Source organism: Stenotrophomonas sp. YJH_SMC_133 (assembly GCF_059370655.1).
The window spans coordinates 283,680-308,255 of sequence record NZ_JCAFTW010000003.1; the positions used below are offsets into that span (position 1 = coordinate 283,680).

Annotated in this window: 34 protein-coding genes; 33 read left to right on the forward strand and 1 reads right to left on the reverse strand. The window is 65.5% G+C overall.

Annotation, left to right across the window (positions count from 1 at the left end; translation table 11 throughout):
* Positions 1 to 41: 41 nt before the first annotated feature.
* Entirely contained in the window at positions 42 to 1,337 is a 1,296-nt protein-coding gene (gene tig, locus AC5P78_RS05830) for a trigger factor (RefSeq protein WP_012479267.1), read from the reverse strand.
* 563 nt (positions 1,338 to 1,900) lie between these two features.
* On the opposite strand from tig, the gene AC5P78_RS05835 reads away from it, so the two are divergent.
* The 33 genes from AC5P78_RS05835 (at position 1,901) to AC5P78_RS05995 (ending at position 24,574) form a co-directional block, all read left to right on the forward strand.
* Positions 1,901 to 4,336 (forward strand): DNA-directed RNA polymerase, encoded by a 2,436-nt coding sequence (locus AC5P78_RS05835; RefSeq protein WP_495217161.1) that lies wholly within the window; start codon positions 1,901 to 1,903, stop codon positions 4,334 to 4,336.
* A 44-nt stretch (positions 4,337 to 4,380) separates the two neighbouring features.
* A complete protein-coding gene (locus tag AC5P78_RS05840) occupies positions 4,381 to 4,524 on the forward strand; it encodes a hypothetical protein (protein WP_005412422.1) in 144 nt (47 codons plus the stop codon).
* Positions 4,517 to 4,801, forward strand: coding sequence for a hypothetical protein (locus tag AC5P78_RS05845; RefSeq protein ID WP_005412421.1), 285 nt, complete (start codon positions 4,517 to 4,519; stop codon positions 4,799 to 4,801). Before AC5P78_RS05840 ends, AC5P78_RS05845 begins: the two co-directional genes overlap by 8 nt.
* Positions 4,801 to 4,959, forward strand: coding sequence for a hypothetical protein (locus AC5P78_RS05850; RefSeq protein ID WP_154267700.1), 159 nt, complete (start codon positions 4,801 to 4,803; stop codon positions 4,957 to 4,959). Before AC5P78_RS05845 ends, AC5P78_RS05850 begins: the two co-directional genes overlap by 1 nt.
* A complete protein-coding gene (locus tag AC5P78_RS05855) occupies positions 4,959 to 5,624 on the forward strand; it encodes a hypothetical protein (RefSeq protein WP_004154595.1) in 666 nt (221 codons plus the stop codon). Before AC5P78_RS05850 ends, AC5P78_RS05855 begins: the two co-directional genes overlap by 1 nt.
* Complete coding sequence (locus AC5P78_RS05860) at positions 5,608 to 6,045, forward strand: RusA family crossover junction endodeoxyribonuclease (RefSeq protein ID WP_049444495.1); 438 nt, start codon at positions 5,608 to 5,610, stop codon at positions 6,043 to 6,045. The genes AC5P78_RS05855 and AC5P78_RS05860 overlap by 17 nt, the downstream gene beginning before the upstream one ends.
* Positions 6,046 to 6,408, forward strand: a complete 363-nt coding sequence (locus AC5P78_RS05865) for an N-acetylmuramoyl-L-alanine amidase (protein ID WP_004154593.1) — start codon at positions 6,046 to 6,048, stop codon at positions 6,406 to 6,408.
* An 11-nt stretch (positions 6,409 to 6,419) separates the two neighbouring features.
* Positions 6,420 to 6,806 carry a helix-turn-helix domain-containing protein gene (locus tag AC5P78_RS05870; protein WP_004154592.1) on the forward strand — a complete coding sequence of 129 codons (387 nt, stop codon included), beginning with the start codon at positions 6,420 to 6,422 and terminating at the stop codon, positions 6,804 to 6,806.
* Complete coding sequence (locus tag AC5P78_RS05875) at positions 6,803 to 6,982, forward strand: hypothetical protein (RefSeq protein WP_004154591.1); 180 nt, start codon at positions 6,803 to 6,805, stop codon at positions 6,980 to 6,982. Before AC5P78_RS05870 ends, AC5P78_RS05875 begins: the two co-directional genes overlap by 4 nt.
* A complete protein-coding gene (locus AC5P78_RS05880) occupies positions 6,969 to 8,600 on the forward strand; it encodes a toprim domain-containing protein (RefSeq protein ID WP_495217162.1) in 1,632 nt (543 codons plus the stop codon). Before AC5P78_RS05875 ends, AC5P78_RS05880 begins: the two co-directional genes overlap by 14 nt.
* Positions 8,601 to 8,765: 165 nt before the next feature.
* Positions 8,766 to 9,014: a hypothetical protein gene (locus AC5P78_RS05885; RefSeq protein WP_005412417.1), complete on the forward strand. Its 249-nt coding sequence runs from the start codon at positions 8,766 to 8,768 to the stop codon at positions 9,012 to 9,014.
* Positions 9,015 to 9,024: 10 nt separating this feature from the next.
* Complete coding sequence (locus tag AC5P78_RS05890; RefSeq protein WP_495217163.1) at positions 9,025 to 9,675, forward strand: hypothetical protein; 651 nt, start codon at positions 9,025 to 9,027, stop codon at positions 9,673 to 9,675.
* A 12-nt stretch (positions 9,676 to 9,687) separates the two neighbouring features.
* A complete protein-coding gene (locus AC5P78_RS05895; protein WP_457894654.1) occupies positions 9,688 to 11,562 on the forward strand; it encodes a DNA polymerase in 1,875 nt (624 codons plus the stop codon).
* Positions 11,544 to 11,882, forward strand: a complete 339-nt coding sequence (locus tag AC5P78_RS05900; RefSeq protein ID WP_050483582.1) for a hypothetical protein — start codon at positions 11,544 to 11,546, stop codon at positions 11,880 to 11,882. Before AC5P78_RS05895 ends, AC5P78_RS05900 begins: the two co-directional genes overlap by 19 nt.
* A complete protein-coding gene (locus AC5P78_RS05905) occupies positions 11,879 to 12,244 on the forward strand; it encodes a hypothetical protein (protein WP_005412414.1) in 366 nt (121 codons plus the stop codon). The genes AC5P78_RS05900 and AC5P78_RS05905 overlap by 4 nt, the downstream gene beginning before the upstream one ends.
* A 28-nt stretch (positions 12,245 to 12,272) precedes the next feature.
* Complete coding sequence (locus AC5P78_RS05910) at positions 12,273 to 12,398, forward strand: hypothetical protein (protein WP_005412413.1); 126 nt, start codon at positions 12,273 to 12,275, stop codon at positions 12,396 to 12,398.
* Positions 12,395 to 12,643, forward strand: a complete 249-nt coding sequence (locus AC5P78_RS05915; RefSeq protein WP_164170918.1) for a hypothetical protein — start codon at positions 12,395 to 12,397, stop codon at positions 12,641 to 12,643. Before AC5P78_RS05910 ends, AC5P78_RS05915 begins: the two co-directional genes overlap by 4 nt.
* Positions 12,640 to 12,951 carry a hypothetical protein gene (locus AC5P78_RS05920; RefSeq protein WP_164170919.1) on the forward strand — a complete coding sequence of 104 codons (312 nt, stop codon included), beginning with the start codon at positions 12,640 to 12,642 and terminating at the stop codon, positions 12,949 to 12,951. Before AC5P78_RS05915 ends, AC5P78_RS05920 begins: the two co-directional genes overlap by 4 nt.
* Positions 12,948 to 13,097: a hypothetical protein gene (locus tag AC5P78_RS05925; RefSeq protein ID WP_495217164.1), complete on the forward strand. Its 150-nt coding sequence runs from the start codon at positions 12,948 to 12,950 to the stop codon at positions 13,095 to 13,097. Before AC5P78_RS05920 ends, AC5P78_RS05925 begins: the two co-directional genes overlap by 4 nt.
* Positions 13,094 to 13,927 (forward strand): hypothetical protein, encoded by an 834-nt coding sequence (locus AC5P78_RS05930; protein WP_004154583.1) that lies wholly within the window; start codon positions 13,094 to 13,096, stop codon positions 13,925 to 13,927. The genes AC5P78_RS05925 and AC5P78_RS05930 overlap by 4 nt, the downstream gene beginning before the upstream one ends.
* On the forward strand, positions 13,915 to 14,121 hold the full coding sequence (locus AC5P78_RS05935) for a hypothetical protein (RefSeq protein WP_164260809.1): 207 nt from the start codon (positions 13,915 to 13,917) through the stop codon (positions 14,119 to 14,121). The genes AC5P78_RS05930 and AC5P78_RS05935 overlap by 13 nt, the downstream gene beginning before the upstream one ends.
* 124 nt (positions 14,122 to 14,245) lie before the next feature.
* Entirely contained in the window at positions 14,246 to 14,782 is a 537-nt protein-coding gene (locus AC5P78_RS05940; RefSeq protein ID WP_329762313.1) for a deoxynucleotide monophosphate kinase family protein, read from the forward strand.
* A gap of 64 nt (positions 14,783 to 14,846) precedes the next feature.
* Positions 14,847 to 15,026: a hypothetical protein gene (locus AC5P78_RS05945; protein WP_004154580.1), complete on the forward strand. Its 180-nt coding sequence runs from the start codon at positions 14,847 to 14,849 to the stop codon at positions 15,024 to 15,026.
* Between the two features lie 20 nt (positions 15,027 to 15,046).
* Positions 15,047 to 15,199, forward strand: a complete 153-nt coding sequence (locus AC5P78_RS05950) for a hypothetical protein (protein WP_005412406.1) — start codon at positions 15,047 to 15,049, stop codon at positions 15,197 to 15,199.
* Entirely contained in the window at positions 15,192 to 16,748 is a 1,557-nt protein-coding gene (locus AC5P78_RS05955; protein WP_005412405.1) for a portal protein, read from the forward strand. The genes AC5P78_RS05950 and AC5P78_RS05955 overlap by 8 nt, the downstream gene beginning before the upstream one ends.
* 16 nt (positions 16,749 to 16,764) lie before the next feature.
* Positions 16,765 to 16,908 carry a hypothetical protein gene (locus AC5P78_RS05960; RefSeq protein ID WP_004154577.1) on the forward strand — a complete coding sequence of 48 codons (144 nt, stop codon included), beginning with the start codon at positions 16,765 to 16,767 and terminating at the stop codon, positions 16,906 to 16,908.
* Positions 16,908 to 17,693: a capsid assembly protein gene (locus AC5P78_RS05965; RefSeq protein ID WP_049397856.1), complete on the forward strand. Its 786-nt coding sequence runs from the start codon at positions 16,908 to 16,910 to the stop codon at positions 17,691 to 17,693. Before AC5P78_RS05960 ends, AC5P78_RS05965 begins: the two co-directional genes overlap by 1 nt.
* 26 nt (positions 17,694 to 17,719) lie before the next feature.
* Positions 17,720 to 18,673, forward strand: a complete 954-nt coding sequence (locus tag AC5P78_RS05970; RefSeq protein WP_088476075.1) for a major capsid protein — start codon at positions 17,720 to 17,722, stop codon at positions 18,671 to 18,673.
* Positions 18,674 to 18,772: 99 nt separating this feature from the next.
* Positions 18,773 to 19,363, forward strand: coding sequence for a phage tail tubular protein A (locus AC5P78_RS05975; protein ID WP_005412402.1), 591 nt, complete (start codon positions 18,773 to 18,775; stop codon positions 19,361 to 19,363).
* Positions 19,351 to 21,495, forward strand: a complete 2,145-nt coding sequence (locus AC5P78_RS05980; protein WP_495217165.1) for a phage nozzle protein — start codon at positions 19,351 to 19,353, stop codon at positions 21,493 to 21,495. The genes AC5P78_RS05975 and AC5P78_RS05980 overlap by 13 nt, the downstream gene beginning before the upstream one ends.
* On the forward strand, positions 21,492 to 21,965 hold the full coding sequence (locus tag AC5P78_RS05985; RefSeq protein ID WP_423373203.1) for a hypothetical protein: 474 nt from the start codon (positions 21,492 to 21,494) through the stop codon (positions 21,963 to 21,965). The genes AC5P78_RS05980 and AC5P78_RS05985 overlap by 4 nt, the downstream gene beginning before the upstream one ends.
* Before the next feature lie 32 nt (positions 21,966 to 21,997).
* Positions 21,998 to 22,396 (forward strand): virion core protein, T7 gp14 family, encoded by a 399-nt coding sequence (locus AC5P78_RS05990; protein ID WP_495217166.1) that lies wholly within the window; start codon positions 21,998 to 22,000, stop codon positions 22,394 to 22,396.
* A gap of 3 nt (positions 22,397 to 22,399) precedes the next feature.
* A complete protein-coding gene (locus AC5P78_RS05995; protein WP_495217167.1) occupies positions 22,400 to 24,574 on the forward strand; it encodes a hypothetical protein in 2,175 nt (724 codons plus the stop codon).
* Positions 24,575 to 24,576 lie beyond the last annotated feature (2 nt).

A 24,576-nucleotide genomic window follows, 5' to 3' on the forward strand; every position in this document is an offset into this window, starting at 1 on the left:
GCGCCGGCAAAGGCACGGGGCATCCGGTGATCCGCCCGGGCTTACTGGCGGATCGCGTCCTGGAACGACAGCTTCTCTTCGGTGTGCTGGGCACGCTCGGCGATCCAGTCGATCACCTGCTCTTCCATCACACGGTTCTGCAGGCCAGACATCAGCTGGGGGTCGTTGCGGTACATCTCAATGACCTGCTCCGGCTCTTCGTAGGTCGAAGCGATCAGACGCATCGTTTCGTTCAGGCGCTTGGCTTCCAGGCGCAGGTCGTTGATGCGGGCCACTTCACCGACCAGCAGGCCGACCAGCACGCGCTTGGCGGCCGCTTCCTTGAAGCCTTCGTGGGCATCGGCCGGGATCTCGCCGACGCTCTGGCCGTTGCGGCGGATCTGCTCGACCTGCTGGGCCAGCATGGCGCGGGCTTCGTTCTCGACCAGGCGCGGCGGCATTTCCACCGACGAATAGGCGGCGATCAGCTGCTCGCCCACTTCGCGGCGCAGGCGGTTCATCAGGGCGCCCTTCAGCTCGCGCTCCAGGTTGGCGCGGATGTCGCTGCGGAACTGCTCCACATCGCCACCCTTCACGCCAAAGCTCTTGATGAAGGCTTCGTCGACCGCCGGCACGACCGGCTCGGACACTTCGGCGACCTTGACGGTGACCTGCACGGTCTTGCCGGCCAGCACCGGCACGCGCCAGTCAGCCGGGAACTCGACGTCCAGGGTCTTCTCTTCGCCCTTGGCCAGGCCGACCAGGCCCTTTTCAATGGTCTCGAACATCATGCCCTGGCCGAGCACGATCGAACCCTTCTCGGTGCCTTCGGCCGGCAGGCGCTCTTCACCGGCCTGCGACCAGGTTTCCACCGCGACCAGGTCACCGTCCTGCGCGCCACGGCTGACCGGGGCCCAGGTACGACGCTGGTTCTGCAGGTTCTCGATCATCTGGTCGATGTCGGCGTCGGTGATCTCGGCGGTGTGGCGCACGACAGTCAGCTTGCTGACGTCGATGTCGCCGAAGTCCGGCACCACTTCCACGGTGGCCACGAAGGAGAATTCACCCTCGTCGCCCTTGTCGATGCGCGGGCTGCCGACGATGCGCAGATCGTGCTCGCGCACGGCCGCGTCGAAGGTTTCGCGCAGCAGGCCGTCCAGCGCCTCGCCACGGACCTGCGCGCCGAAGCGCTGCTCGATCACCTTGGCCGGCACCTTGCCCGGACGGAAACCCTTGATGCGGGTGGTACGGGCGATTTCGCCCAGGCGGCCGACGATGTGGCTCTGCAGACGGTCTTCCGGCAGCGAGAAGCTCAGGCGGCGTTCCAGGTTGCCGGTGGATTCGATCGAAGCTTGCATGTTGACTCCTGCCACCGGTGGCCCACGCCCCCGGCTCGATGATTGGGATGAAACGGTTGTAAGGACACGACGTCTGGGACGCGCCTGCTTGCCGCAGCCCTTTAGTTTCGCCCAATTCGGCCTGCACTGCCAGCGCGTGCCGGTCAAGGGGGGCAGCGGGGCCCGATCAGGGCGGGGGACAGGCCGGCACTGGTGCGAAAGGGGGGACTCGAACCCCCACGCCTTGCGGCACTGGAACCTAAATCCCGAAGCCCCTGCCGATTAGTCCTGACCACTCAACTACTTACAGCTTTCCAGTCTATCAGGTGACGCTTCGGGTGACATATAGGTGACGCCGGGTGCCACGACAGGTGACACCAGGTGACGCCGAATAAAGTGGTCATCTTCGGCGGACCTCCTCCTAGGACAACCATTCAGAACTACTCATTGCTGTTCACCACCGAGGACTACTACAGTTCCACATAGGTCCACCCAGGACCAACAACCGAACCACTCAGGACCGTACCGGGCAGCCCCCGGTGCGGTCCTCCCGTTTTGACTTTTGCATCCCCCGAGGGCAAACGATGACGACTTGGCAAGAGAACGACCTGCACGCCGCCCAGCTCGAACTGGAGAAGGAAAGCACCAGCCTGGGCATTGCCCGCTACGAGAAGATCAGGGAGCAGCGCCAGGAGGCCGAGACCGGCCCCGGCCGCAAGCTGGTCATGGAGAGCATCGACGCCACCGCCGCCGCGATCATGGCGTTCGTGGCCGAAGCCGACACCGGCAAGCCGGGCAAGCGCCACGCCGCCCTCAAATTCATCCGCCACCTGAACCCCCACGCCCTCGCCTATCTGACCAGCTTCACCTGCGTCAACGCGCTGGTCGCCGATCACCGCAAGGCGGTGTCCGTGGCAATCACCCTGGGCCACGAGGTCGCCAACGAGATCAACTTCTCCCTGCTCCGCGAGAAGCACCCCGGCCTGTACCGGGTGGTCCAGGAGCAGCTCAAGAAGTCCACCTCGGCCCGGCACTCCACCGCCGTCATGCGGCACGTCATCGCCGACGCCGAGTTCGCCCCCGAGGACGACAAGCGCCTCTACCTGTCCGACAAGGACGCGCTGCTGGTGGGCATGAAGCTCATCGAGCTGTTCGTCGAGGCGACCGGGCTGGTCGAGCTGGTCACCGTGGCCGAGCGCGGCAAGCGCCACCTGCTCATCGCCGGGAATCAGAAGGTGCTCGACTGGCTGACCAAGGCCCACGACAGCGCCGCCCTGTACCAGCCGGTGCTCATGCCGATGGTCGTCCCGCCGCGTCCGTGGACCACGCCCCGCGACGGAGGCTACCTGACCGACATCGGCGGCCGGGCTGACCTCGTGCGTACCCGCAACCGCGCCTACAAGCGCGAGCTGGCGCTGGTCGATATGCCCAACGTCTACCAGGCCCTCAACGCCATCCAGGCAACCGCCTGGAAGGTGAACGTGCCCGTCCTGGAGGTCATGCGCGAGCTGTGGAACGCAGGCGGCGGTGTCGCCGGGCTGCCGGAGCGCGAGCTGATGGACCTGCCGAGCCGCCCTGCCCTGCTGGAGACCGACCCGGACTACTTCAAGGAGCACCACGCCGACGAGTTCAAGGAATGGAAGCGCGACCGGGCCAAGGTCTACGAGGCCAACGCGCGCAGCGTGTCCACCCGCCTCGCCGCCGCGCAGAAGATCGCCCTTGCGGAGAAGTTCGCCGAGTACCCCGCGATCTACTTCCCGCACAACCTCGACTTCCGCGGCCGGTGCTACCCCCTGCCCCCGACGCTGACCCCGCAGGGTGATGATGCGGCCAAGGGCCTGCTGACGTTCGCCCAAGGCGTGCCGCTCGGCGAGGACGGTGCCTACTGGCTCGCCATCCACGTCGCCAACTGCTTCGGCGTGGACAAGGTGTCGTTCGAGGAGCGCGTGGCCTGGGTGCGCGAGCACGAGGAGCAGATTCTCGACAGCGCCCTCGATCCGCTGGACGGCCAACGCTTCTGGATGGACGCCGACAGCCCGTTCTGCGCGCTGGCCGCGTGCTTCGAGTGGCTCGGCTACAGCCTCAACGGCCGCGATCACGTCTCCCATCTGCCCATCGCGCTCGACGGCTCCTGCAACGGCCTCCAGAACTTCTCGGCCATGCTCCGCGACTCCGTGGGCGGCGCAGCCACCAACCTGATCCCGCAGCCGAAGCCCGCCGACATCTATTCGCGCGTGAAGGACGTGGCCCAGGAGAAGCTGCGCGCCCGTGCCGAGAGCGGCGACCCGCTGGCGATCAAGCTGGACGGCCAGCTCACCCGCGACATCGTGAAGCAGCCGGTGATGACGCTGCCCTACGGCGTCACGAAGTCGGGCATGCGCGCCCAGGTGCTCTCCAAGTTCAAGAAGCTGGGCATGGAGGACGATTGGGAGACCGCCGAGTACCTGGCGACCCTGCTGTGGGAGTGCATCGGCGAGGTCGTGATCGCAGCCCGCGCGGCGATGAACTGGCTGCGTGACGCCTCCAAGGTCGCCTCGTCGGCCGACCTGCCGGTGAGCTGGACGACCCCCGCTGGCTTCCCGGTCCTCCAGGAGTACCGCGAGGAGGAAGGCGTCCGTATCCGGCCGCACGTCGGAGGCCGCGAGGTGAATTTAGTGGTCAACATCGGCGGTACTAAGCTCGACCGTCGCAGGCAGACCCTCGGGATCAGCCCGAACTTCGTCCACTCCTGCGACGCCAGCCACATGATGCTGACCACCTGCCTCGCGGCAGAGAACGGCATCGAGTCGTTCGCCATGATCCACGACTCCTACGGTACGCACGCGGGCCAGGCAGCAATCCTCGCCGCCGCACTCCGGCAGGCGTTCGTCGATCAATACAGCGGCGACGTACTGGCCGACTTCCGACAGCAACTCGTCGAGCAGCTCCCGCCAGAAGCGGCAGAGAAACTCCCACCCCTCCCGCCGCATGGCGACCTGGACCTCAGCCTGGTGCTGGAGTCGCGCTATTTCTTTGCCTAGTCCATCCCCCTTTGGCAATTGATACCCCAATCGAGAACATCAACATGAGCATCAACTACCAGCACGCACTGAACACCTACGTTGCCCAGGACCACTTCGGTGTGGTCCTCGGCATCTACAACCCGGCCGAACACGGCACGGTCGAGGAGTTCAAGCACCGCATGACGGAGCTGCACGCAGGTGCGTGATCGCGTCATCGACGGACTGCACTCACGTTCTGCCGAGAGCGCCGCACGCGGCGCTTTCGTCGTGATCGACAGCGTGCAGTCCCTCGGCCACCCGGCCGATCAGGTGATCGGCTTGGCGTGCGCCTTCAAGAACTTCTGCGAAGTGCTCGGCCTCGATCCGATGGAAGTGCTGCGGGTCGTCTCGCGCATGGAGCAGGACTGCCGCTACCGGCAGGTCAACACCCTCAACGCCGTGCGCCGCTACGCGGAGCGCGAGCTGAAACCGCATTACCCGTGATGCGTGACCCGATCACCGACGCCTTCATCGACGAGGCGCTCATCGGCTTCGACATCGACGAAGCCTTCGGCATTTCCGCCGACACCCCGCTGACCGCCGCCGCTGACCTGTGGCGCGCGGGCATCTATCTCCCGACCAACTACGAGACCGACAACTGATGGCAACCAAGAAGCGCGAACGATTCGTCTCCCCCAAGGGCACCGCCGTGTGGCCTCGCCTGAACGAACCGGATACCAAGTTCAAGCCGGAAGGCGAATACACCGTGAGCCTGGCGTTCGACCCGAACGACAAGGACTTCAAGGCGCTGGCGAAGAAGCTGGAAACCCGGCGCGACGAGCTGTTCCAGGAGTTCCTGAGCGAGAACCCGAAGAAGAAGAAGGGCGCCGAAGTGGCCCCGGTGTTCACCGAAGAAACCGACGAGAACGGCGATGACACCGGCCGCGTGCTGGTGAAGTTCAAGATGAAGGCCAGCGGCGTCAGCAAGCGCACCGGCAAGAAGTTCACCATGCGCCCGGACATCTTCGACGCCCGCGGCAAGAAGATCGACAACCCGCCGCAGATCGGCGGCGGCAGCGAACTCAAGGTCTCCTACGAGATCGGCGGCTCGTTCGTCGAATCGGCCAAGAAGTTCTACCTGACCTGCTACATGGTCGCCGTCCAGGTGATCGAGCTGGTCGAGTTCGGCCAGCGCAACGCCAAGGACTACGGCTTCGGCGAGGAGGACGGCTACGAGGCCGCCGACAGCGCGCCGTTCAGCGACAGCGATGACGACTCGGACGACGACAGCGACTCCGACGACGAGGGCGATGACGGCGACTACTGATCCGCTGTCGGTCATCGTGGACACCGCGAGGGGGGCCAAGCATTTGGCCTCCCTCACGTTCCCGTTTGACCCGGTGCCCGCCTCGCGCCCGAAGGTTTCGCGCTGGGGCGTCTACTACGGCAAGACCTACAAGACCTGGAAGGAAGCCGCAGAGAAGCATCTGCCAGCCGGTGACCTGGACCTGTCGCCGACCGATCCGGTTTTAGTGGTCATCATCGCGGTATGCAAACGCGCCAAGACCTCGAAGGCCGCGTTTCCCAAGGGCGACGTGGACAACCTCGCCAAGGGGCCGATGGACGTTGTGACCAAAGCCACCGGCTATTGGGCCGACGACAAGCAAGTCATGTGGCTGCTCTCCGGTAAGCGCTGGGCGCAGCCGGACGAAGAACCACGCACCGAAGTCCACCTCTACAAACTCTAAGTGCGCCTCAAACCTCTGGAATCGGTAGAGGCGCTGTTCGTCCTCGCCAGCATGACCCGCCCCGAGCAGGTCACGACCGGCGAAGAACTCGCACGCCTGCACCGCTCGCAGGGCTACTCGAAGATCGCCGTCCACTTCGTCATCGAACGTGACGGCTCGATCTACGACGGTCGCCCGCTGAATCAGCCCGGCGCTCTCGCCGGTAAGCACAACCAATCCGCATACCAAGTCTGCCTCCTGGGCGGCGTCAACGACGCCATGCAGCCCGAGGACAACTTCACCGAAGCCCAACACGCCGCGCTGCGACGCCTGCTCGCCGCCTACGGCAAGCCCGTCGTGTGGGCACCTGACTTCCCTCGATAGGAGAACCCGACGTGAAACCGCTGCCCCCGCAAACCCAGGTCGTCCTGGATCACCTGCGTCGCCACTCGCACCTGACCTCGTGGCAAGCCGAAGGCGTCTACCGCATCCGCCGCCTCGCCTCGCGCGTCGATGAGCTGCGCGCTGCTGGCTTCGAGATCGAAACGCAGACCTGCGAGGACGCCTCGGGGCAGCGGTACACGCGCTATCGCCTGTCGCGCCGTCAGCGCCGCAGCAAGGCTCCGCTCCTGGAAGCGCGCCGCGCTCCGAAGCAGTACCGCGTCGATGCGCTGCTCCAGCTGTATCGCAACTACTGCACCGACGAGCTGGGCCTCGACGCCAACGATGCGACCGAAGAAGTCGCCGCATTCACCAAGTTCCTGCTGGAGAAGAACGCATGACCAACACCGCCACCACCGTCATTCCGTCCGCGATGCGCTTGGCTTTCGAGCGCGCATGGGCGCGCGCCGACAAGCCGTTCCGCGGCCTGGGCCGCACCGTCAAGGGTGCGCTGAATCGTCGCCTCGGCATTTCCTACCGCAAGCGCATGTGGTCCGTGGAGCGTGCAAAGCGCTGACTCCGAATACCTCCACAAAGAGCCGTGCCCGAACTGCGGCAGCAAGGACAACCTTGCGCGCTACAGCGACGGGCACGGCTACTGCTTCGGCTGCGGTCACTACGAGCCAGCCGAAGGCGAGGAGGTCTCTCAACCCACCAGCAGGAAAACCATGAGCGACTTTGCGAAGGGTGAACCGCAAGCCCTGGCGAAGCGCGGTATCACTGAGGAAGCATGCCGTAAGTACGGCTACTGGATCGGCAAGGACAAGCACGGCAAGACCGTGCAGATCGCCAACTACAAGCGTGATGGCGGCATCGTCGCGCAGAAGCTCCGCTACCCCGACAAGAAGTTCTCGTTCATCGGCGACTCGAAGGCGTGCGGGCTGTTCGGCCAGCACCTCTACGAACCGGGGCGACGCCTCGTCATCACCGAAGGCGAGATCGACGCGCTCTCCGTAGCGCAGGCACTCGGCCTCCGCTGGCCGGTGGTGTCCGTACCGAACGGGGCGCAAGGCGCGGCCAAGTCCATCAAGCGCGAGCTGGAGTGGGTCAACGGCTTCGACGAGGTTGTGCTCATGTTCGATATGGACGAACCGGGCCAGGCCGCCGCACAGGAAGTGGCGCTGCTGCTGACTCCCGGCAAGGCCAAGATCGCACAGCTCCCGGCGAAAGACCCGAACGAGCTGCTCCAGCGTGGCGATGCCGAGGCGATCACTCGCGCCATCTACGAAGCGCAGACCAAGCGCCCCGATGGCGTGGTGACGTTCGGTTCCCTCAAGGAGAAGGCACTCAAGCCGGTCTCGATGGGCATGCCTTGGCACGACCCGCGCCTCACCGCGCTGACCTACGGCAAGCGGTACGGCGAGGTCTACACCTTCGGCGCAGGCACCGGCATCGGCAAGACCGACTGGCTGATGGAGGAAGCAGCCTTCATCGCGCAGGAAACCGGCGACCGCGTTGGCCTGTTCTTCCTGGAACAGCAGCCGGTCGAGACGGCGAAGCGCATGGCGGGCAAGGTTGCAGGCCGCCGCTTCCACGTTCCCGATGGGAGCTGGACGCAGGAGGAACTGGAAGCCGCGTTCGAGATTCTCGACAAGGGCCAGGTGTTCATCTACGACCACTTCGGCTCGTCCGAGTGGGACGTGATCGAAGCCAAGATGGCCCACATGGTCGTCGCAGAGGGCGTCAAGCACATCGTCCTCGACAACCTCACGTCGTTCGCGGCCGGTGCCGAGGATGAGCGGAAGATGCTGGAGGACACGATGGCGAAGATTGCGCAGTTCGCGCAGCGCCACCTCATCTGCATCTACCTGGTCTCGCACCTCGCCACGCCGGAAGGCAAGCCCCACGAGGAAGGCGGGCGCGTGATGCTCCGTCACTTCAAGGGCAGTCGCGCGATTGGCTTCTGGACGCACTTCGCGTTCGGCCTGGAGCGCAACACGCAGGCCGAGAGCGAGGCCGAGCGCAACTGCACGACCTTCCGCGTCCTCAAGGATCGCTTCACCGGCCAGTCGAACGGCCAGGTTCTCTACTACAGCTACGACCACGCATCCGGCCGTCTGCTCAATGCAGATGCTCCGGGCGAATACGGCGACTTCGCCGACGAGTCATCCGATGTATCCACCTCCGACTACTGACGGCCGCTCGGTCGTCGGCTTCATCCCAGCTGATGCGCCGCTCTCCTTCGCTGAGAGCCTCGTTCTCCCCTACCAACTCCCGCGCTCCGACCAAGCCTGCCGTGTCATGTACGGCAAGCCAGGGCGGCGCGTGGTCATCCACATCAAAGCCGAGGAACTACCCCAATGAAAGAGATCGTCGCCATCGCAATCGACCTGCTGACCGCACCGTTCCGCAAGGATACCGTGACCGACGTGGTGAAGGTGCTGGAGGGCCAGGTGGACAAGCTGTTCAAGATCAGCGCCGACCGCATCGCCACCGCCTCGACGCTGCGCGACAAGGCCGATGTCCTGCACTCGCAGGCCGACGAGCACGAGGAAGAAGCCGAGCGCGCACTGCGCGTCGCCGAGCGCTTCACCAACCTGATCCGCTAAGGGACCAACCATGACTGCCGAGCAACACGCTCGGTCCCTGTTCGACGTGTTGCCGGCCGAAGTCCGCCACCTGGTCATCCTGGGTGGCGGAAGCCTGCGCGCGTTCTACGACGGGACCGAAATCAAGGACATCGACTGCTTCTTCGTGTCACTTGCGAGCTACACCTACGTGGCCGCGTACCTGAGCGGCCGTGGCGACTGGACCAGCGAAGCCGCCCCGAACGGTATCCGTAACTTCCGCTCGCCCGAGGGTCACCTCGTGAGCCTGATCGGCTTCGAGTTCGGCACGCCGCACGAGCACTGCGCCCGCTTCGATCTGCGGTGCTGCGCCCATGTCGCCATCTACGAACCCAGCACCGACGAGGTGGTGGTCGTATCCCTCGAAGGCGCGGTTGCCGACGCATCGGAGAAGCTGCTGTTCGTGCTGAACAACAACGGCACCGAGCGCACCATCCGCCGCATCACGCACTACGTCGAGGACTACGGCTACACGCTGCATCCCGGCCAGCCCGAGCAGGACGAACTGTTCGAGGACGACGACTTCCCCGGTCACGCGCCCCAGGGCATCCACACGCCGCCGAAGGCCCCCGAGCCGGAGTACATCCTCCGCGCCCGCCGCCGCGTCCGCGCAATCCCCGTAACCAACCACGGCTACCCGTAAGGAGGACCGCCGTTGATCCTCGTATTCGACTGCGAGACCAATGGCCTCCTCGACGAACTTGACACGATCCACTGCATTTCCCTCCAAGAGGTAGATGAGACCGGCGCACCGCGCGGTCCCATCCTGTCCGCCAACGATCACGGCACGGGCGAAATGACAGTCCGTCAGGCCGTCGAGAGGCTCAAGAAGGCCAAGCGCGTTGTCGGCCACAACATCGCCGGATTCGACATTCCGGCTATCGCCAAGGTGTTCCCGGACTTTAAGGTCCAGGCGTACTTCGACACGCTGCTGATGTCCACACTGGTCTACCCGGACCTCAAGGACCGCGACTTCAAGGCCCGCAAGAAGCAGGGAGCGAACCCGGTGTTGCCGGGCAAGCTGATCGGCCGCCACGCCCTCGAAGCGTGGGGCTACCGCCTCGGCCGCTGGAAAGGCGACTACGCGGCGCAGATGGCCGCACGCGGCCTCGACCCCTGGGCACAGTGGTCTCAGGAAATGGACGACTACTGCGACCAGGACGTTGCGGTAACGCAAGCGCTGTTCGCGTTGCTGATGAGCAAGGGCCTCCCCACCGAGGCCATCGAGCTGGAGCAGGCGGTCGCGCCGATCCTCTCGCGCCAGCAGCGCTACGGCTACCTGTTCGATCAGGAGAAGGCGCGTGAGCTGGAGTGCATCCTCGTGTCCCGGCGCACTGCGCTGGAGGCCGAGCTGCGCAGGGTCATTCCGCCGTGGAAGGTGGTGAAGCGCAAGTTCGTACCGAAGCGCGACGACAAGCGCCGCGGTTACGTCAAGGGCGTGGAGGTCACGACCTACAAGGACGTGGTGTTCAACCCGGCAAGCCGACAGCACATCGCTGACCGCTTGACTGCAATGTATGGCTGGCAGCCCCAAGAGTTCACCGAGAAGGGCCAGCCGAAGATCGACGAAGAAGTCCTGGGCGCGCTCAAGTTCCCGATCATCCCGCTCCTGCTGGAGCACTTCATCGTCAACAAGCGCCTCGGCCAGCTCGCCGAAGGCGACGAGGCGTGGCTCAAGGCCATCAAGAAGGATGGCCGCATCCACGGCAGCGTGAATCAGAACGCAGCGGTGACCGGCCGCATGACGCACTCGAAGCCGAACATCGCTCAGGTGCCGAAGGTCCAGCACTCGAAGGAGAAGGGAATCCTCAAGGGCCAGGAAGGCGGATACGGATTCGAGTGCCGCTCATTGTTCTGCGTCCCGACAGGGAAGCTCCAGGTCGGCGCGGATGCCTCGGGATTGGAGCTGCGCTGCCTGGCTCACTTCATGGCAAAGCACGACGGTGGCGAGTACGCCAAGGTCATCCTCGAAGGCGACATCCACTCCGTCAACCAATCGGCGGCAGGACTGCCCACCCGCGACAACGCCAAGACCTTCATCTACGCCTTCCTCTACGGGGCAGGCGACGCGAAGCTGGGCTCCATCGTGGGCAAGGGTCGCCAGGCCGGGGCGAAGCTCCGCTCGAAGTTCCTGGCGGGGCTGCCTGCGCTGGAGAAGCTGGTACGCGGGGTCAAGAAGCGCGCGGCCGAGAAGGGATACCTGATCGGTCTCGACGGCCGGAAGCTGCACATCCGCAGCGACCACGCCGCGCTCAACACCCTGCTCCAGTCGGCCGGTGCGCTGGTGATGAAGAAAGCCCTGGTGATCCTCGACGCCGACCTGCAAGCCGCAGGGCTGGTGCCGGGCGTCCACTACGAGTTCCTCGCCAACGTCCATGACGAGTGGCAGATCGAAGTGGACGAGGACAAGGCCGAGTTCGTGGGCAAGACCGCCCAGGCCGCCATCCGCAAGGCTGGCGATCACTTCGGCTTCCGCTGTCCGCTGGATGGCGAGTTCAAGATCGGAAGGAATTGGGCCGAGACGCACTGACCCGCGGCAAGCGGGACATTGCACTCGCCCTGGTGCGCCAAGCGAAACGCCGGGCAGCAAGGAAGGGACTGCCGTTCGACCTCACGTCGGACGACATCGTGGTCCCCGACTTCTGCCCGGCGCTGGGCATCCCGCTGTACCGCGCTGTCGGGCGCAAGGCCCAAGGCCCCAACTCACCCACGCTCGACCGCATCGAACCTGACCTCGGCTACGTCCGGGGCAACGTGCGCGTGATCTCCGCACGCGCGAATCAGATCAAGTCCGACGCGACTCCCTCGGAGCTTCTGCGAGTCGCCTGTTACGTCCAAGAGAACCGATGAACCCAACCAACATCCTGCGCGCCCTCGCGGCGCTGCTGGTCGTTGCCGCGCTCGCGGCTGGCGGCTTCGCAGCCTGGAAGTACACCGCAATGGCCCAGCGCGTGACGGAGCTGGAGGAGTCGGCAAAGGAACTGGCCGACCTCAAGCAGACCGTCGAGACCCTCAACCGCGAAGCCGTGCGCCGCTCTGCCTTCGATGCAGCGCTGCGGAACGCCCGCGCCACCACCAACCGCTCTGTGGAGATTGCAGCAAATGCTGACCCGGAAACTGGCGATTACCTGTCTCGCCGCATTCCTGACGAGCTGCGCCGCGCACACCTCGAAAGTCGTGCCGGAGCAGTTCCTCCAGCCGACCGTCATTGAGGGCACGCACTCCTCACTGGACGCCGTGATGGCTGACCCGACCACCACCACCTACGACCTCTACCGCTTCGGTGGCAACGCCGAGGACGGCCTCCAGCGCTGCAACGCCGACAAGGCGAGCGCCTTGGAAGTCCTCAAGGAATCGAACCGATGAACGAGAATCAGCTTCGCGTGCATTTCATTGGCGGCCCCGCTGACGGCGATGTCCGCTTGATCGCTCCGTGTACTACCTACCGCGTGGCTGTGCTCGAACACCAGCCCGAGGTTCACGCCTACAACGCCAAGTGCCCGTGCTGCACGGAGCGCATGCTGCGCCCCGTGGAGTGGAACACCGCGATCTACTTCATCCGCCGCGTTAGCGAGAAGTGCTGGGTCGCCGTACACGAGAGCATGGTATGAAGCGCGCTCTCCTGATCCTGGCGCTGTGTGCCGGCCTCGCCGCGTGCGATATGAAGCCCTGGCCGCCGAGTGCGGACTATGGCTCGTGCCTGAAAGGGCACAGCGAGGACTCCTACATCATCATGTGGCAGTCGATGTGTACGGGGAACTCCTGCACGCAGATTCCGTACACCATCCCGACCACCGACTTCGTGTGCGACGAGCACGAGTACCCGCTCGGCGACGGCCCGGAGTACCAGGCCGGAATGAAGCGCTACGCCGCCGAGCTACAGGCGTGGTATGAGCGCCACCCGGAGAAGCGGCCATGACTTCCTACGTCACCTATCGGCCACCGCAGGCGGCCGGTTCCTGGGTCATCGGCGGCAACTTCTTCGTACAGGTCCGGGAGCGTCCGAACCGGCTGCACCGCTGGTTCGCGCTGGCGCTCCTGGGATGGCAGTGGGTGGACGCATGAACAAGCGCGGCCCCCTGCTGCTGATCGACGCCGACGTGCTGCGCTACCAGCTCGCGTTCTCGAACACCGCGAACATCGACTGGAACGGCGACGGCAACAAGGTCGAGGCGATCCAGCCCGAGCGCGCGAAGGCGAAGCTGGAGGACTACATCGACGAGATCGTCGAGAAGTTCGGCGCTCGTGATTACCTGCTGGCCCTGTCCTGCAAGAAGCACAACTTCCGCAAGGACATCGACCCGACCTACAAGCTCAACCGTGCCAGCAAGGACAAGCCTGCCCTGTGGTACGTGCTCGACGAGTTCGTCTACGACGAGTTCGGCGACAAGATCGTGGAGATCGAGAACCTGGAAGGTGACGACGTGCTGGGCCTGCTGGCCTCGCACCCGAATCCGAAGCGCGCGCCAGGCAGCCGCATCGTCGTGTCCATCGACAAGGACATGCAGACGATCCCCGGCATCCGTCTCTACAACCCCAACCGTCCCGACGTGGGCGTCAGGCCGATCTCGGCTCACGACGCTGACTTGTTCTGGATGAAGCAGGTGCTCACGGGCGACCAGGTGGACAACTACCCCGGCTTCCCCGGCATCGGCCACAAGGGCGCGGACGAGCTGCTCATGCCCATCCACGAGGCGTACCGCGATGCGTCCGTCGAGGAGCACCTCGGCGCGCTGTGGAACACCGTCGTCACCACCTACACCACCCGCATCCCCCGCGGCGGCACCGAGCCGCTGTCGAAGCACGATGCGATCCGCCAAGCACGCCTCGCGCGAATCCTGCGCTACGGCGACTACAACCCCAAGACCAAGGAAGTGAAGCTGTGGAAACCCTGATCCTGTTCATCACCATCGTCGCCGTGCTGGCCGTGCTGTTCGCCTTCGTCGCCTACGGCGCTGCCTGGCTGTGGTGGCGCAGCCTCAACACCCTCGAACGCGCCCTGTACCGCTCGGCTGGCAGCGTCAAGCTGTGGCCTGCCGCTGTCGGCGTTGCTGGTGCGGCCTGGCTGATCGCCCGTTGCTTCGCCTGATGCGCCCGAAGCTGCTGGCGCTCGCCATCAACCTGTCGCTGCACGGCCGTCCCGGCTGGTAGCGCCGCTCCCCCAAGTCCCCTTCGGCCCGCCTCGTGCGGGCCTTTCCTTTTCTGGAGTCCCCATGAAGATCATCGGAATCACCGGCCGCGCCCGTAGCGGCAAAGACACCCTGGCCGAGTTCCTGGTCAGCGACCACGGCTTCGTGAAGCTGTCCTTCGCGGCCCCGATCCGCGCCTTCGTGGCGGACATCACCGGCCTGCCGGTGTCCGCGATGGAGGACGGCCCGCTCAAGGAGGAGCCGCTCGACTGGCTCAACGGGCAGACCCCGCGCCGCCTGATGCAGACCGTGGGCACCGAGTGGGGCCGCGAAATGATCGACCGCGACCTGTGGGTCAAGGTGGTCGCGCAGAAGATCCGTCAGGCCCGCCGCGACGGCGCTGCTGGCGTCGTGGTGTCGGACGTTCGCTTCGACAACGAGGCGCAGTTCATCCGTGAGTGGGGCGGCCAGGTGGTCCAGGTGCTCCGCGACAGCGCGGTCCCGGTCTCGGCGCATGCCTCCGAGGCAGGCGTCCACGGCGACCTGATCGACACCGTGCTCGACAACAACGGCCCGATCCACCGCCTGCGGATGGTCGCGGAATCACTGGCCCGACTCTAAGGGTTTAGTGGTCATCATCGGGGGAAACGACAGTTTCCCCACCTATTCATAACCCAGGAGTTCTATGCAAATCCCTCTGCACTCCTACGACCTGATCGACCTCCTGGACGAACTGCACCCCGAAGTGATCTACGACCCCGCCCAGCCGAAGGAGGAGTTCCTGCTCCGGCAGGGCGAGCGCCGCCTGATCCTCCGGCTCAAGGCGCTGCGGAAGGTCGAGCAGATGGAGCACCGCGCCCGCTAATCATGTGCAGCAAGCCCAACATGCCGGACCAGCAGGAGAAAGACCCGATCCTGCTGACCCGCCAGGACACCCAGCCGACCGGCCACGCGGCCGATCAGCGGCGTAAGTCCAAGGTCCGACTGGACCTGAACAACGCAACGCAGTACCAAGGACTGACCATTCCGAATGGCTGACGCCAAGCAGACCTCGGCCGAGAAGCAGACGGCCGCGAAGCGCTACGGCGATCTCAAGTCCAACCGCAAAGAAGCCGAGACGCGCGCCAAGCGCTGCGCCAAGGTCACCCTGCCCCGCCTGTGGGTGGACGAGGGCGCGAAATCGCGTACCCCCGGTTCCGCCTACATCGACACCGGCCCGAAGTGCGTCAACGCCCTGGCCTCGAAGATCGTGCTGGCCTGGCTCCCGCCGAACGCCTCGGTGTTCAAGCTCGCGCCTGACCAGGCCGTCGCCGAGAACATCGCCGAGCAGGCTGGCGTGGAGACCTCCGAACTGGAGGCCGCGCTGGTGGACGTGGAGCGAGTCATCGTCAACGACCTGGAGACCAGCGGCGTCCGCCCGGTCCTCAGCGAGGCGGCCAAGCACGCCATCGTCCTCGGCAACTTCCTGCTCTACGACCCCGACGAGGGCAAGCCCAAGCTGTACCCGCTGACCTCCTACGTGACCGACCGCGATGGCCTGGGCAACGTGCTGGAGATCATCACGCTCGACAAGATCGCCCCGGCCATGCTGCCGGACTCGATCCGCGCGGCGGTGATGCAGAAGCTCGCCCAGGAACGCGACGAAAAGACCAAGAACGACGACGTGAACCTCTACACCTGGGTGCGTCGCTCGGAAGATGGCAAGGAGTGGGAAGTGGTCCAGGAGGTCGAGGGCGTCGAAGTCCCCGAGACCGTGGGCACCTACCCCATCGACGCCTGCCCGTGGATTCCCCTGTGCGCCCCGCCGTCCCTCGTGGACGACTACGGCGAGGGCTTGGTCTACGACTACGTGGGCGCGTTCGAGTCGCTGGAGGCGCTGCGCAAGGCGATCCGTAAGGGTGCCGCCGCCCTGGCGAAGATCATCATGTTCCTCAAGCCGACCTCGACGATCCGCGAGCGCCAGCTCACCGAGGCCGAGTCCGGCGCGGTGCTGCGTGGCGAGGCCAGCGACGTGACCACGCTCCAGCTCCAGAAAGCCTACGACCTGAACTTCGTGCGTCAGGAGGCCGAAGGGCTGGCGAACTCGCTGGAGCTGATCTTTGGCGTGAAGTCCGCCGTGCAGCGCCCCGGCGAGCGTGTGACCGCCTACGAAATCCGGGTGCTCACCCAGGAACTCGACGACGCCCTCAGCGGCTTCATGGCGATGTCGGGCGAGCAGCTCTTGCTGCCGCTGATCCGCCGCCGCCTGCACAAGCTCCAGAAGCAGGGTCGCCTGCCCGAGCTGCCGCAGGAACTCATCAAGCCGCGCATCACCGTTGGCATCGCTGCCCTCGGCCGCGGCCACGACCTGAACAAGCTGATCGAGTTCGGTCAGGCAGTGGATGCGCTTGTCGGCGCAGAGGAGAAGGCACGCCGCCTCAACAGTGGCGAGGCGATCTCCCGACTGGCCGCCGCTTCCGACATTTCCACCAAGGGCCTGATCCGCTCCGACGACGAGCTTGCTGCCGAACAGCAGGACGCCTCGGCGCAGGAGGCGATGGTCCGTGCCGCTCCGAATATCGCCTCAGCGATGACCCAAACCCCGTAACCCCGAGAAGGACGCAATGTCGAACGAAACCACCGAGAAGCCCGCCAAGCCGACCAAGGAAGCCCCGAAGGCTCCGAGCGTCGAGCGTAAGGGCAAGGCCGAGATCACCCGCAAGACGAACGGCCTGGTCATCGTCAACTACAAGCCCGAGGACAAGTAATGTCGCAGCCGGGCAAGTCCGAAGTGACCGTCAGCCTTGACGGCATCAACGGCCAGCCGACCCCAGGTCAGCAGCCGCCGCAGAACTCCCAGGACACCCAGCAGCCCGCACAGGGCGCGCAGGGTGGCACCGATGGCGAGCGCCTGTTCGGCGGCAAGTACAAGACCGTGGAGGAGCTGGAAGCCGCCTACGCAGAACTGAGCACGCCAGCCGACGACAAGGGTGGCAAGGGCGGCCCCGCGACCATCGACGACGCCACCGCGGATGACGCGCGTGACGCCTTGGCGCGAGCTGGCCTGAACCTGGACGACTTCGCCACCGAGTTCAACTCGAACGGCTCGCTGTCCGAGGAGAGCTACAAGAAGCTCCAGGACGCGGGCTATCCGAAGGAGCTGGTGGACGTGTACGTCGATGGCCTGCGCGCTCGCGTGCAGACCTACGAGAACGCCGTCTACTCGCCCGCAGGTGGCAAGGCCGGTTACGACGGCCTGGTCCAGTGGGCCAAGACCAACCTGAGCGCCGAGCAGAAGCGGGCGTTCAACGAAGCGGTGCAGTCCGGCGACGCCGGCCGCGCAGCGCTGGCAGTCCAGGGCCTCGTCGCCCTCCGTGGCGGCAACGGCCGCCTTCTGAATGGCAAGACCGCATCGAACGCCGATGCTGGTCCCAAGCCGTTCCAGTCGCAGGCGCAGGTCGTCGAAGCGATGCGCGATGTGCGCTACCACCGTGATCCGGCTTACCGCGCGGAAGTCTCCGCCCGCCTGGCCGTGTCGCCGCTGTTCAAGTAATCCACTCAACCTCAAGCAAGGACTAAATGTCGGACGCAATCCCCTCCCGCCTGGGTCAAGCCCAGGCCAACGGCGACGCCTGGGCGCTGTTCAAGCAGAACTACACTGCTGAAACCATCACCAGCTTCGTCGAGAACTACAAGCTGGACGGCCGCGTGTCGGTGCGCAACATCGAGAGCGGCAAGTCCGCCTCGTTCCCGAACGTCGGCACCATCGGCTCCGAGTACCATGTGCCGGGCACCGAGATCAAGGGCCTGGTGGTCGAGCACAACGAGACCATCATCACCCTCGATCCGATGCTGATCTCGCACGCCTTCATCGCCAACATCGACGAAGCGATGAACCACTACGACGTGCGTTCCGAGTACACCCGTCAGCAGGGTGCGGAGCTGGCGCTCAAGCGCATGCAGAACGAGCTGCGCTGCGCGATCCTGGCCGCTCGTACCACCGAAGGCAAGGTCGAAGGCCAGCCGGGTGGTGCCATCATCAAGGCCGCCACGATGGCCTCCGATCCGACCGTGCTGGCCGATGCGTTCCGCAACGCCCGCATGCTGTTCGACGAGAAGCTGCTGCCGGACAACCCGCAGGAGTTCACTGGCGCACTGGCCCCGGCTCAGTGGTATCTGCTGACCGAGAACAAGGACTTGATCGACCGCGACATCAACGCGGAATCGAACGGCTCCTACGGCCAGGCGATCATTTCCTCGGTCGCCCGCATCCCGCTGGTGAAGATCAACGCGATGCCGCGTGTCGATGAGTCGTCCCTGGCCTCGATCCCGGCCAAGTACCGCGGCAACTTCGCGGACACCGTGGGCGTGATCTTCCACCGCTCGGCGGTCGGCACCCTCAAGCTGCTGGACCTGTCCCTGGAGGACGTGTACCAGGGCGAGAAGCAGGGCACCCTGATGCTGGCGAAGTACGCGCTGGGTCACGGCATCCTGGCTCCGCGCGGTGCCATCGAGCTGTCGAAGGCCCCGTAAGCAATACAGCGCCGTTGGGCAAATCCCGCGGCGCTTCAATCTCTCTCCATCTACGGGGGACATCCACATGGGTGTCCCCCGTTTTTTTGCCCCGAATCCATGAACCTCGAACTCACTCCGACCACGGAACTCGAAGCCGTCAATGTGCTGCTCGGTGCTATCGGCGAAGCGCCGATCAGCGACCTCGAAGCGCTCGGCAACCTGTACGCCTCGCAGGCGCGCGACACCCTCCGCGCGGTGAGCCGCGAGGTCCAAACCGCTGGCTGGTGGTTCAACACCAGCGAGTCGTTCACCTTCACGCTCAACGCGGAAGGCAAGGTGCTGCCGCCGCAGTCGATCCTCAAGCTCGTCCCCGCACGCGGAAGCGAGCCGCTGGTGATCCGAGGCACGCGCCTCATCAACCCGCTCACCCTCGCCGACACGTTCTCGTCGGCACCCACCGCCGACTTCGTGACCTGGTTCCTCGCCTACGAGGAGCTGCCCGAGTCGGCCCGCCGCTACATCGCCGTGCGCGCTGCGCGTCTGTTCCAGACGAGCGTGCTGGGTAGCGACCAGCTCTACGTGTTCACCGAGAAGCACGAGGAGGAGGCATACCTCATCTTCGCGCAGGAGCACGCCGACTTCACCTACGCCCGCGGCCACAACTTCCTCAGTGGCTCGACGGACGTGTCTGATATTTGGGACCGCTGATGCCGCTAATCACGGGGGACTATCCCTCGTTCCTGGGAGGCGAGTCGCAGCAGGACGATACCGTCCGCTCGCCGAACCAGCTCACCAAGGCGATCAACGCCTGGCTGCATGCCGCAATGGGCGCTGGCAAGCGCCCGCCCGCCGAGTTCGTTGCTGGCCTTGGCGTCACCCTCGATCACGACTGTGCCTTCCACTCCATCGTCCGCGATGAGAACGAGCGCTACATCGTCGCCGTGGGCCACCGCAGCATCCGCGTGTTCGACCACGAGACCGGCAAGGAATACACCGTCAACGCCACGGGCGACGCGCTCAACTACCTGGACACCCAGGGACAGCGTGCGTGGTCGTGCTTCGCGCTGGCGACGTTCTCCGATACCACCTTCATCGTCAACCGGCTGGTAGACGTGAAGCAGAGCGATGAGCTGTCGCCCGGTTCGCTGTACGGATCGGCGCAAACGATGTCCGACCTGCCGAAGCCCGGTGACAAAGGCTCGGCCGTTGTGCCGACCGGCGCGATCTACAACATCATCGGCTCGTCCGAGTCGCAGTTCGACGACTACTACGTCCAGAAGCAGTCCTCCTCGGTCTACCTGGAGGTCGCCCGGCCGGGCATCAAGCACCGCTTCGATGCCAAGACGATGCCGCACATCCTCAAGCGCATCCCCGATCCGGTGCATGCGGACGGCTTTTGGTTCTCCTTCGGTGGACCGGAGTGGACCGCGCGCCCCGCGGGTGACGAGCAAAGCAACCCGTTCCCGTCCATCGACGGCCAGCGCATCCGCGAGGTGTTCAAGCACCGGGACCGCCTGGGCTTCCTGGCCGGGGAGAACGTGCTGATGTCCGAGGTCTCCGATCCGTTCAACCTCTGGCGCACTTCGGTGACCCAGGTGCTCGACGCCGACCCCATCGACGTGAGCGTCAGCGGGTCGAACGGCGTCACCACGCTCTATCACGCAGTCCCGTTCCAGTCGGCCCTGTTCCTTGCCGCTGCGGGCGGCCAGTTCCTCCTGACCGCCGAGCCGTACCTGGCCGCCAAGAACGTCAAGAGCGATCCGGTCAACAGCTACAGCAGCTCGCCGTACATCCGGCCGAAGCTGATGGGCGAGTCGCTGTACTTCACCGAGGACAGCGGCGCATACGCAAGCGTGCGCGAATACTTCATCGACGACCTGTCGGTCACCGGCGACGCCGCCGACGTGACCGCGCATGTGCCCAAGCTGATGCCGGGCCGCATGCGAGCGATGGCGAGCGCAAGTGGTGCTGACTGCGTGTTCTTCGCTCCTGACGAGCCGACCGACGCGCAGCTCTACGTCTACTTCGTCCGCTGGATCGGCGACGAGAAGCAGCAGTCCGCATGGACGCGCTGGTCAATCTCCGGCGTCGGCCGCATCGTTCACATGCACGCCATCAACGACGTGCTGTACGCCGTCGCGGAAGCGCCAGGAGGCGGCTGCGAGCTGCTCAAGTTCCGTATGGTGCTCAACCAGCACGACGCGGATGCCACGGGCGACTACAACTTCCTGCTCGACCGCATGCTGGTGGTGCAGCCCACCTATCAGCAGTTCGGCAACGAGACCTGGATCGACCTGCCCTACATCGTGCCCGATGGTATGACGGTCACCGTCCTCAAGACGGACGACTGGCAAGACCCCGGCGCGTACCTGGACATCACCAAGGCGCGCTGGGACAACGCCCGCACCCGCCTCGCGCTCCCCGGTAACCACACCGAGGGCCGCGTGGTCGTCGGCATGGACTACGAGCACCGTCTCACCCTGACCAAGCCCATCGTTCGCGGTGGGCAGAACCAGGCCGTGCTGGTGGGCCGCACGCAGGTGCGTGACATCGAGGTCGCCTACAAGGACGGCGCGTACTTCGAGCTGGAGGTCGAGCAGCACGGCAATGGCCGCGTCGAGACCTACGTGGCGTCGCACTCCGGTGCGTACACCGCGCGCGTCCTCAACGACTCGGTGTTCCGCACCAGCGCCCCGACGTTCCACTCCGGCTCTCGCCGGTTCCCCGTGCTGGGCGACGCCAACAGCGTCCGCATGCACCTCGTCAACCGCCTGCCGTTCCAGTGCTGGTTCCAGTCAGCACAGTGGCGCGGCATGTTCGTCTCCCGCAGCCGAGTATGACCCTGACCTATCGAAGCCCCACCGCCAGCGACATCCTCCACGTCGCCGAGAATATGCGGCAGGAGGACATCCTGGAGGTGGCGGCTTCGCATGGTCACACCCCGCTCCAGGCGCTCGCATTTGCAGTGACCGCGAGCGACCGCAGTTTCGCCGCGATGCACGACGGTTCCCCCGTGTGCATCTTCGGCTTCACCCAGCACGCCGAGGGTATCGCCTCGGTTTGGCTGCTGGGCACCGACGCCCTGGTGGCTCCCACGTTCCGCCGCACGTTCCTCCGAGAAGCTCGGCGGATCAGCGACGAGTGGTCGGCCACCTTCGGCACCATCTTCAACTTCGTCGATGTCCACGCCGTCACCACGCGGCGATGGCTCGGCTGGCTTGGCTTCCGCGAGAGCGGCGTCGAGTCCGCCTACGGCTTCGCCAAGACACCCTTCGTCCGAGTAACCAAGACCCCATGTGCAACCCCGTAGCAGTCCAGGTCGGTATCGCCGCAGTCAGCGCGATGGCGACCATGTACGGCCAGAATCAGAACAACAAGGCCATCGAGGAAGCCGCGGAGCGTCAGCAGGAGCAGATCAACGACCAGGCCGCCGAGCGCACCCAACAGCGCATGGAGGAGGCCCGCGCACTGCGATCCGCGATGCGCGCCTCCGCAGCAGAAGCGGCAGTGTCCGGCAACTCGGTCGAGCTGCTGGCGAACGACATCATGGCCCAGGCTGGCCGTGACATGGCCCTCATCGAGAAGAACCGCAGGAACGGAGTCGTCGAAAGCGGCTCCGAAGCACGCGCACGTATCCGCACCGGCAATGCCGAGGCGCTGGGCGGCGTGATGCAGTCAGGCGCGAACGCCTACAGCAACATCCAAACCTACAAGCGCTATTCCATTCCCGGAGACGAGTAACCCGTGGCTCGCACGAAACCCCAAGAGATCATCCGCCGCGCACAGGTGCCGCAGCGTCTCGCCGAGCGCCCCGTTCTGGCGGTGCAGGCTGACCAAGCGTCCTCCGCTGGTGCCGGTGCCCTCTCCCGCACCGCCGCTGCGGTGCTGACGCGCGTCTCGGATTCCGTCAACTCGCAGATGATCTCCAATAGCCGCGAGCAGTACAGCGCCGCGGCGACCCAACGTATGCAGGAGGACGCCGAGGGTACGCCCCGGCAGGCCGAGGACTTCGTTGCCCAGCAGTCGGAGTCATGGCGTCGCGGCTACCTCAAGGCTGACGGCATCATCCGCGTCCGCGACTGGCAGATCGAAGCGGCCAAGGAGATCGCCAAGGCCGAACCCGGCACCGACATCGAGCCGCTCATCAAGGAGCGGATGGCGGCGCTGACGCAGAACCCCGAGTTCCAAGACCCGCAGGTCCGCAAGGCCCTGATGCCGGTCGCCATGCGCGCCGCGCAGCAGGTCCGCCAGCAGTGGCAGGCCGACTCGATGCGGGAAATGCTGGTCCGGCAGAAGGAGTCGCTGACCGCGATCATCCGCGACGGCATCAAGGGCGGCACGTTCCTCACTTCCGAGGGCATGAACGGCCTGTACGCGATGCTGGACCAGGAGGAGTACGCCTACCTCAACAAGCGCGACGTGGACGAACTCTACGTCGAGGCCGCCAAGGAGGAGCTGGCCGCAGGCAACCGCGATCCTCAGTCGATCCTGGCGTTCCTGGAGAAGGACCGCGGCGACGGCCAGCCCGGCTTGATGAACACCGAGCACGGCGATGAGCTGCGCGCGGCGGCTGCCGCTGGTGCCCGCGTAATCGCACACCGCGAGGACGAGGCACGCAAGCAGGCGATGGCCGAGGCCGAGTGGACGCTCCAGGGCCTCGCGGATCGCGGCCAGCTCACCCACAAGACCATCGACACCTGGGCCAGCAAGTTCGGCCTGAGCGGCGGCGACCTCCAGTCCTTCAAGCGCTACTGGAACAATCAGCAGGAGCAGACGCTTCGCCGCTGGGAGCAGGAAGCGAAGGAGCGCGCCCGTGAGGAGCGCATCCGCAAGCTGGTCGCCGGAGGCAATCCCTACGAGATCAGCGACGCCGACCTCAAGAAGCAGGCCGGTAAGGAGTGGGAGGAAACCCCGCAGGCCGCACGCGGCCAGGTGCTCCAGAAGTGGGCACGGCAGGGCATCGTTATCCCCCAGCTCGAACGCATCCTCAAGCGCGCTGACCCGGCGTTCCAGGAGAACTTCCAGAACGCCGCGACGCTGTACGAACAGCTCCGCAAGGTCTCGCCCAAGTACGCCGATACGGTCGCTGGCGGCGAGGCTGCCGCAATGCTGGACCAGTACCTCTACGACACCCGGCGCAGCGGCCAGTCGCACCAGGAGGCCGCCCGCGCCCTGACGCAACCGAAGCGCGAAGTCGAGGAGGCCCGCTCGGTCATCAACGACACCTGGAAGTCCGGCATCAAGGACTACCTGGAGATCGACGGCAAGCCGCGCGACCCGCGTGAGCTGCATCGCATCCGCCAGGAAGCCGAACGCATCGCCTCTCGTGGCGGCGTGTCCGGCGAAGCTGCCATCCGTGCGGCGGTCGGTCAGATCGACGCCCAGCGCACGACCGTCAACGGCCGTCGCGTGCCGAACATCGGCATGCCGCAGGGTGCCGAGCCAGCGGTAGACGAGCTGATCCAGACGGTCGCGCGCAAGCTCGGCCGCGACCCGGATGAGCTGTCGGCCCTGCCGAATCCCCGCAATCCGGGGCAGTGGCAGATCGTCGGCCCCGACAACTGGCTGATCCCTGACCCGGACACCGGCCGCGCCATCGGTTTCGACCCGCGCGCCATCGCGGCACAGCACCAGCGCTGGAAGGGAGACCTTGCGGAATCCCAGGCGCGTCGTCGGGTCGAGCAGCGCACCACCTGGGCAGATCAGTCCCGGAACATCCGCGACCTGCGTTCGCAGTCGGCGACGACGGAAGTCCCCGCGACCATCGCCAAGCGCGACGGCAGCGCCGCCGAGGCTCCCGCCTTCGAGCTGCCCAAGTTCGACCTCACCAAGCCGCTGGTCCCCAACGCGGGCACCAAGCAAACCACCACCACCCCGGCAGTCCCCGAGGACTTCCTGGAGTACCTGACGAGGAAGTAAGA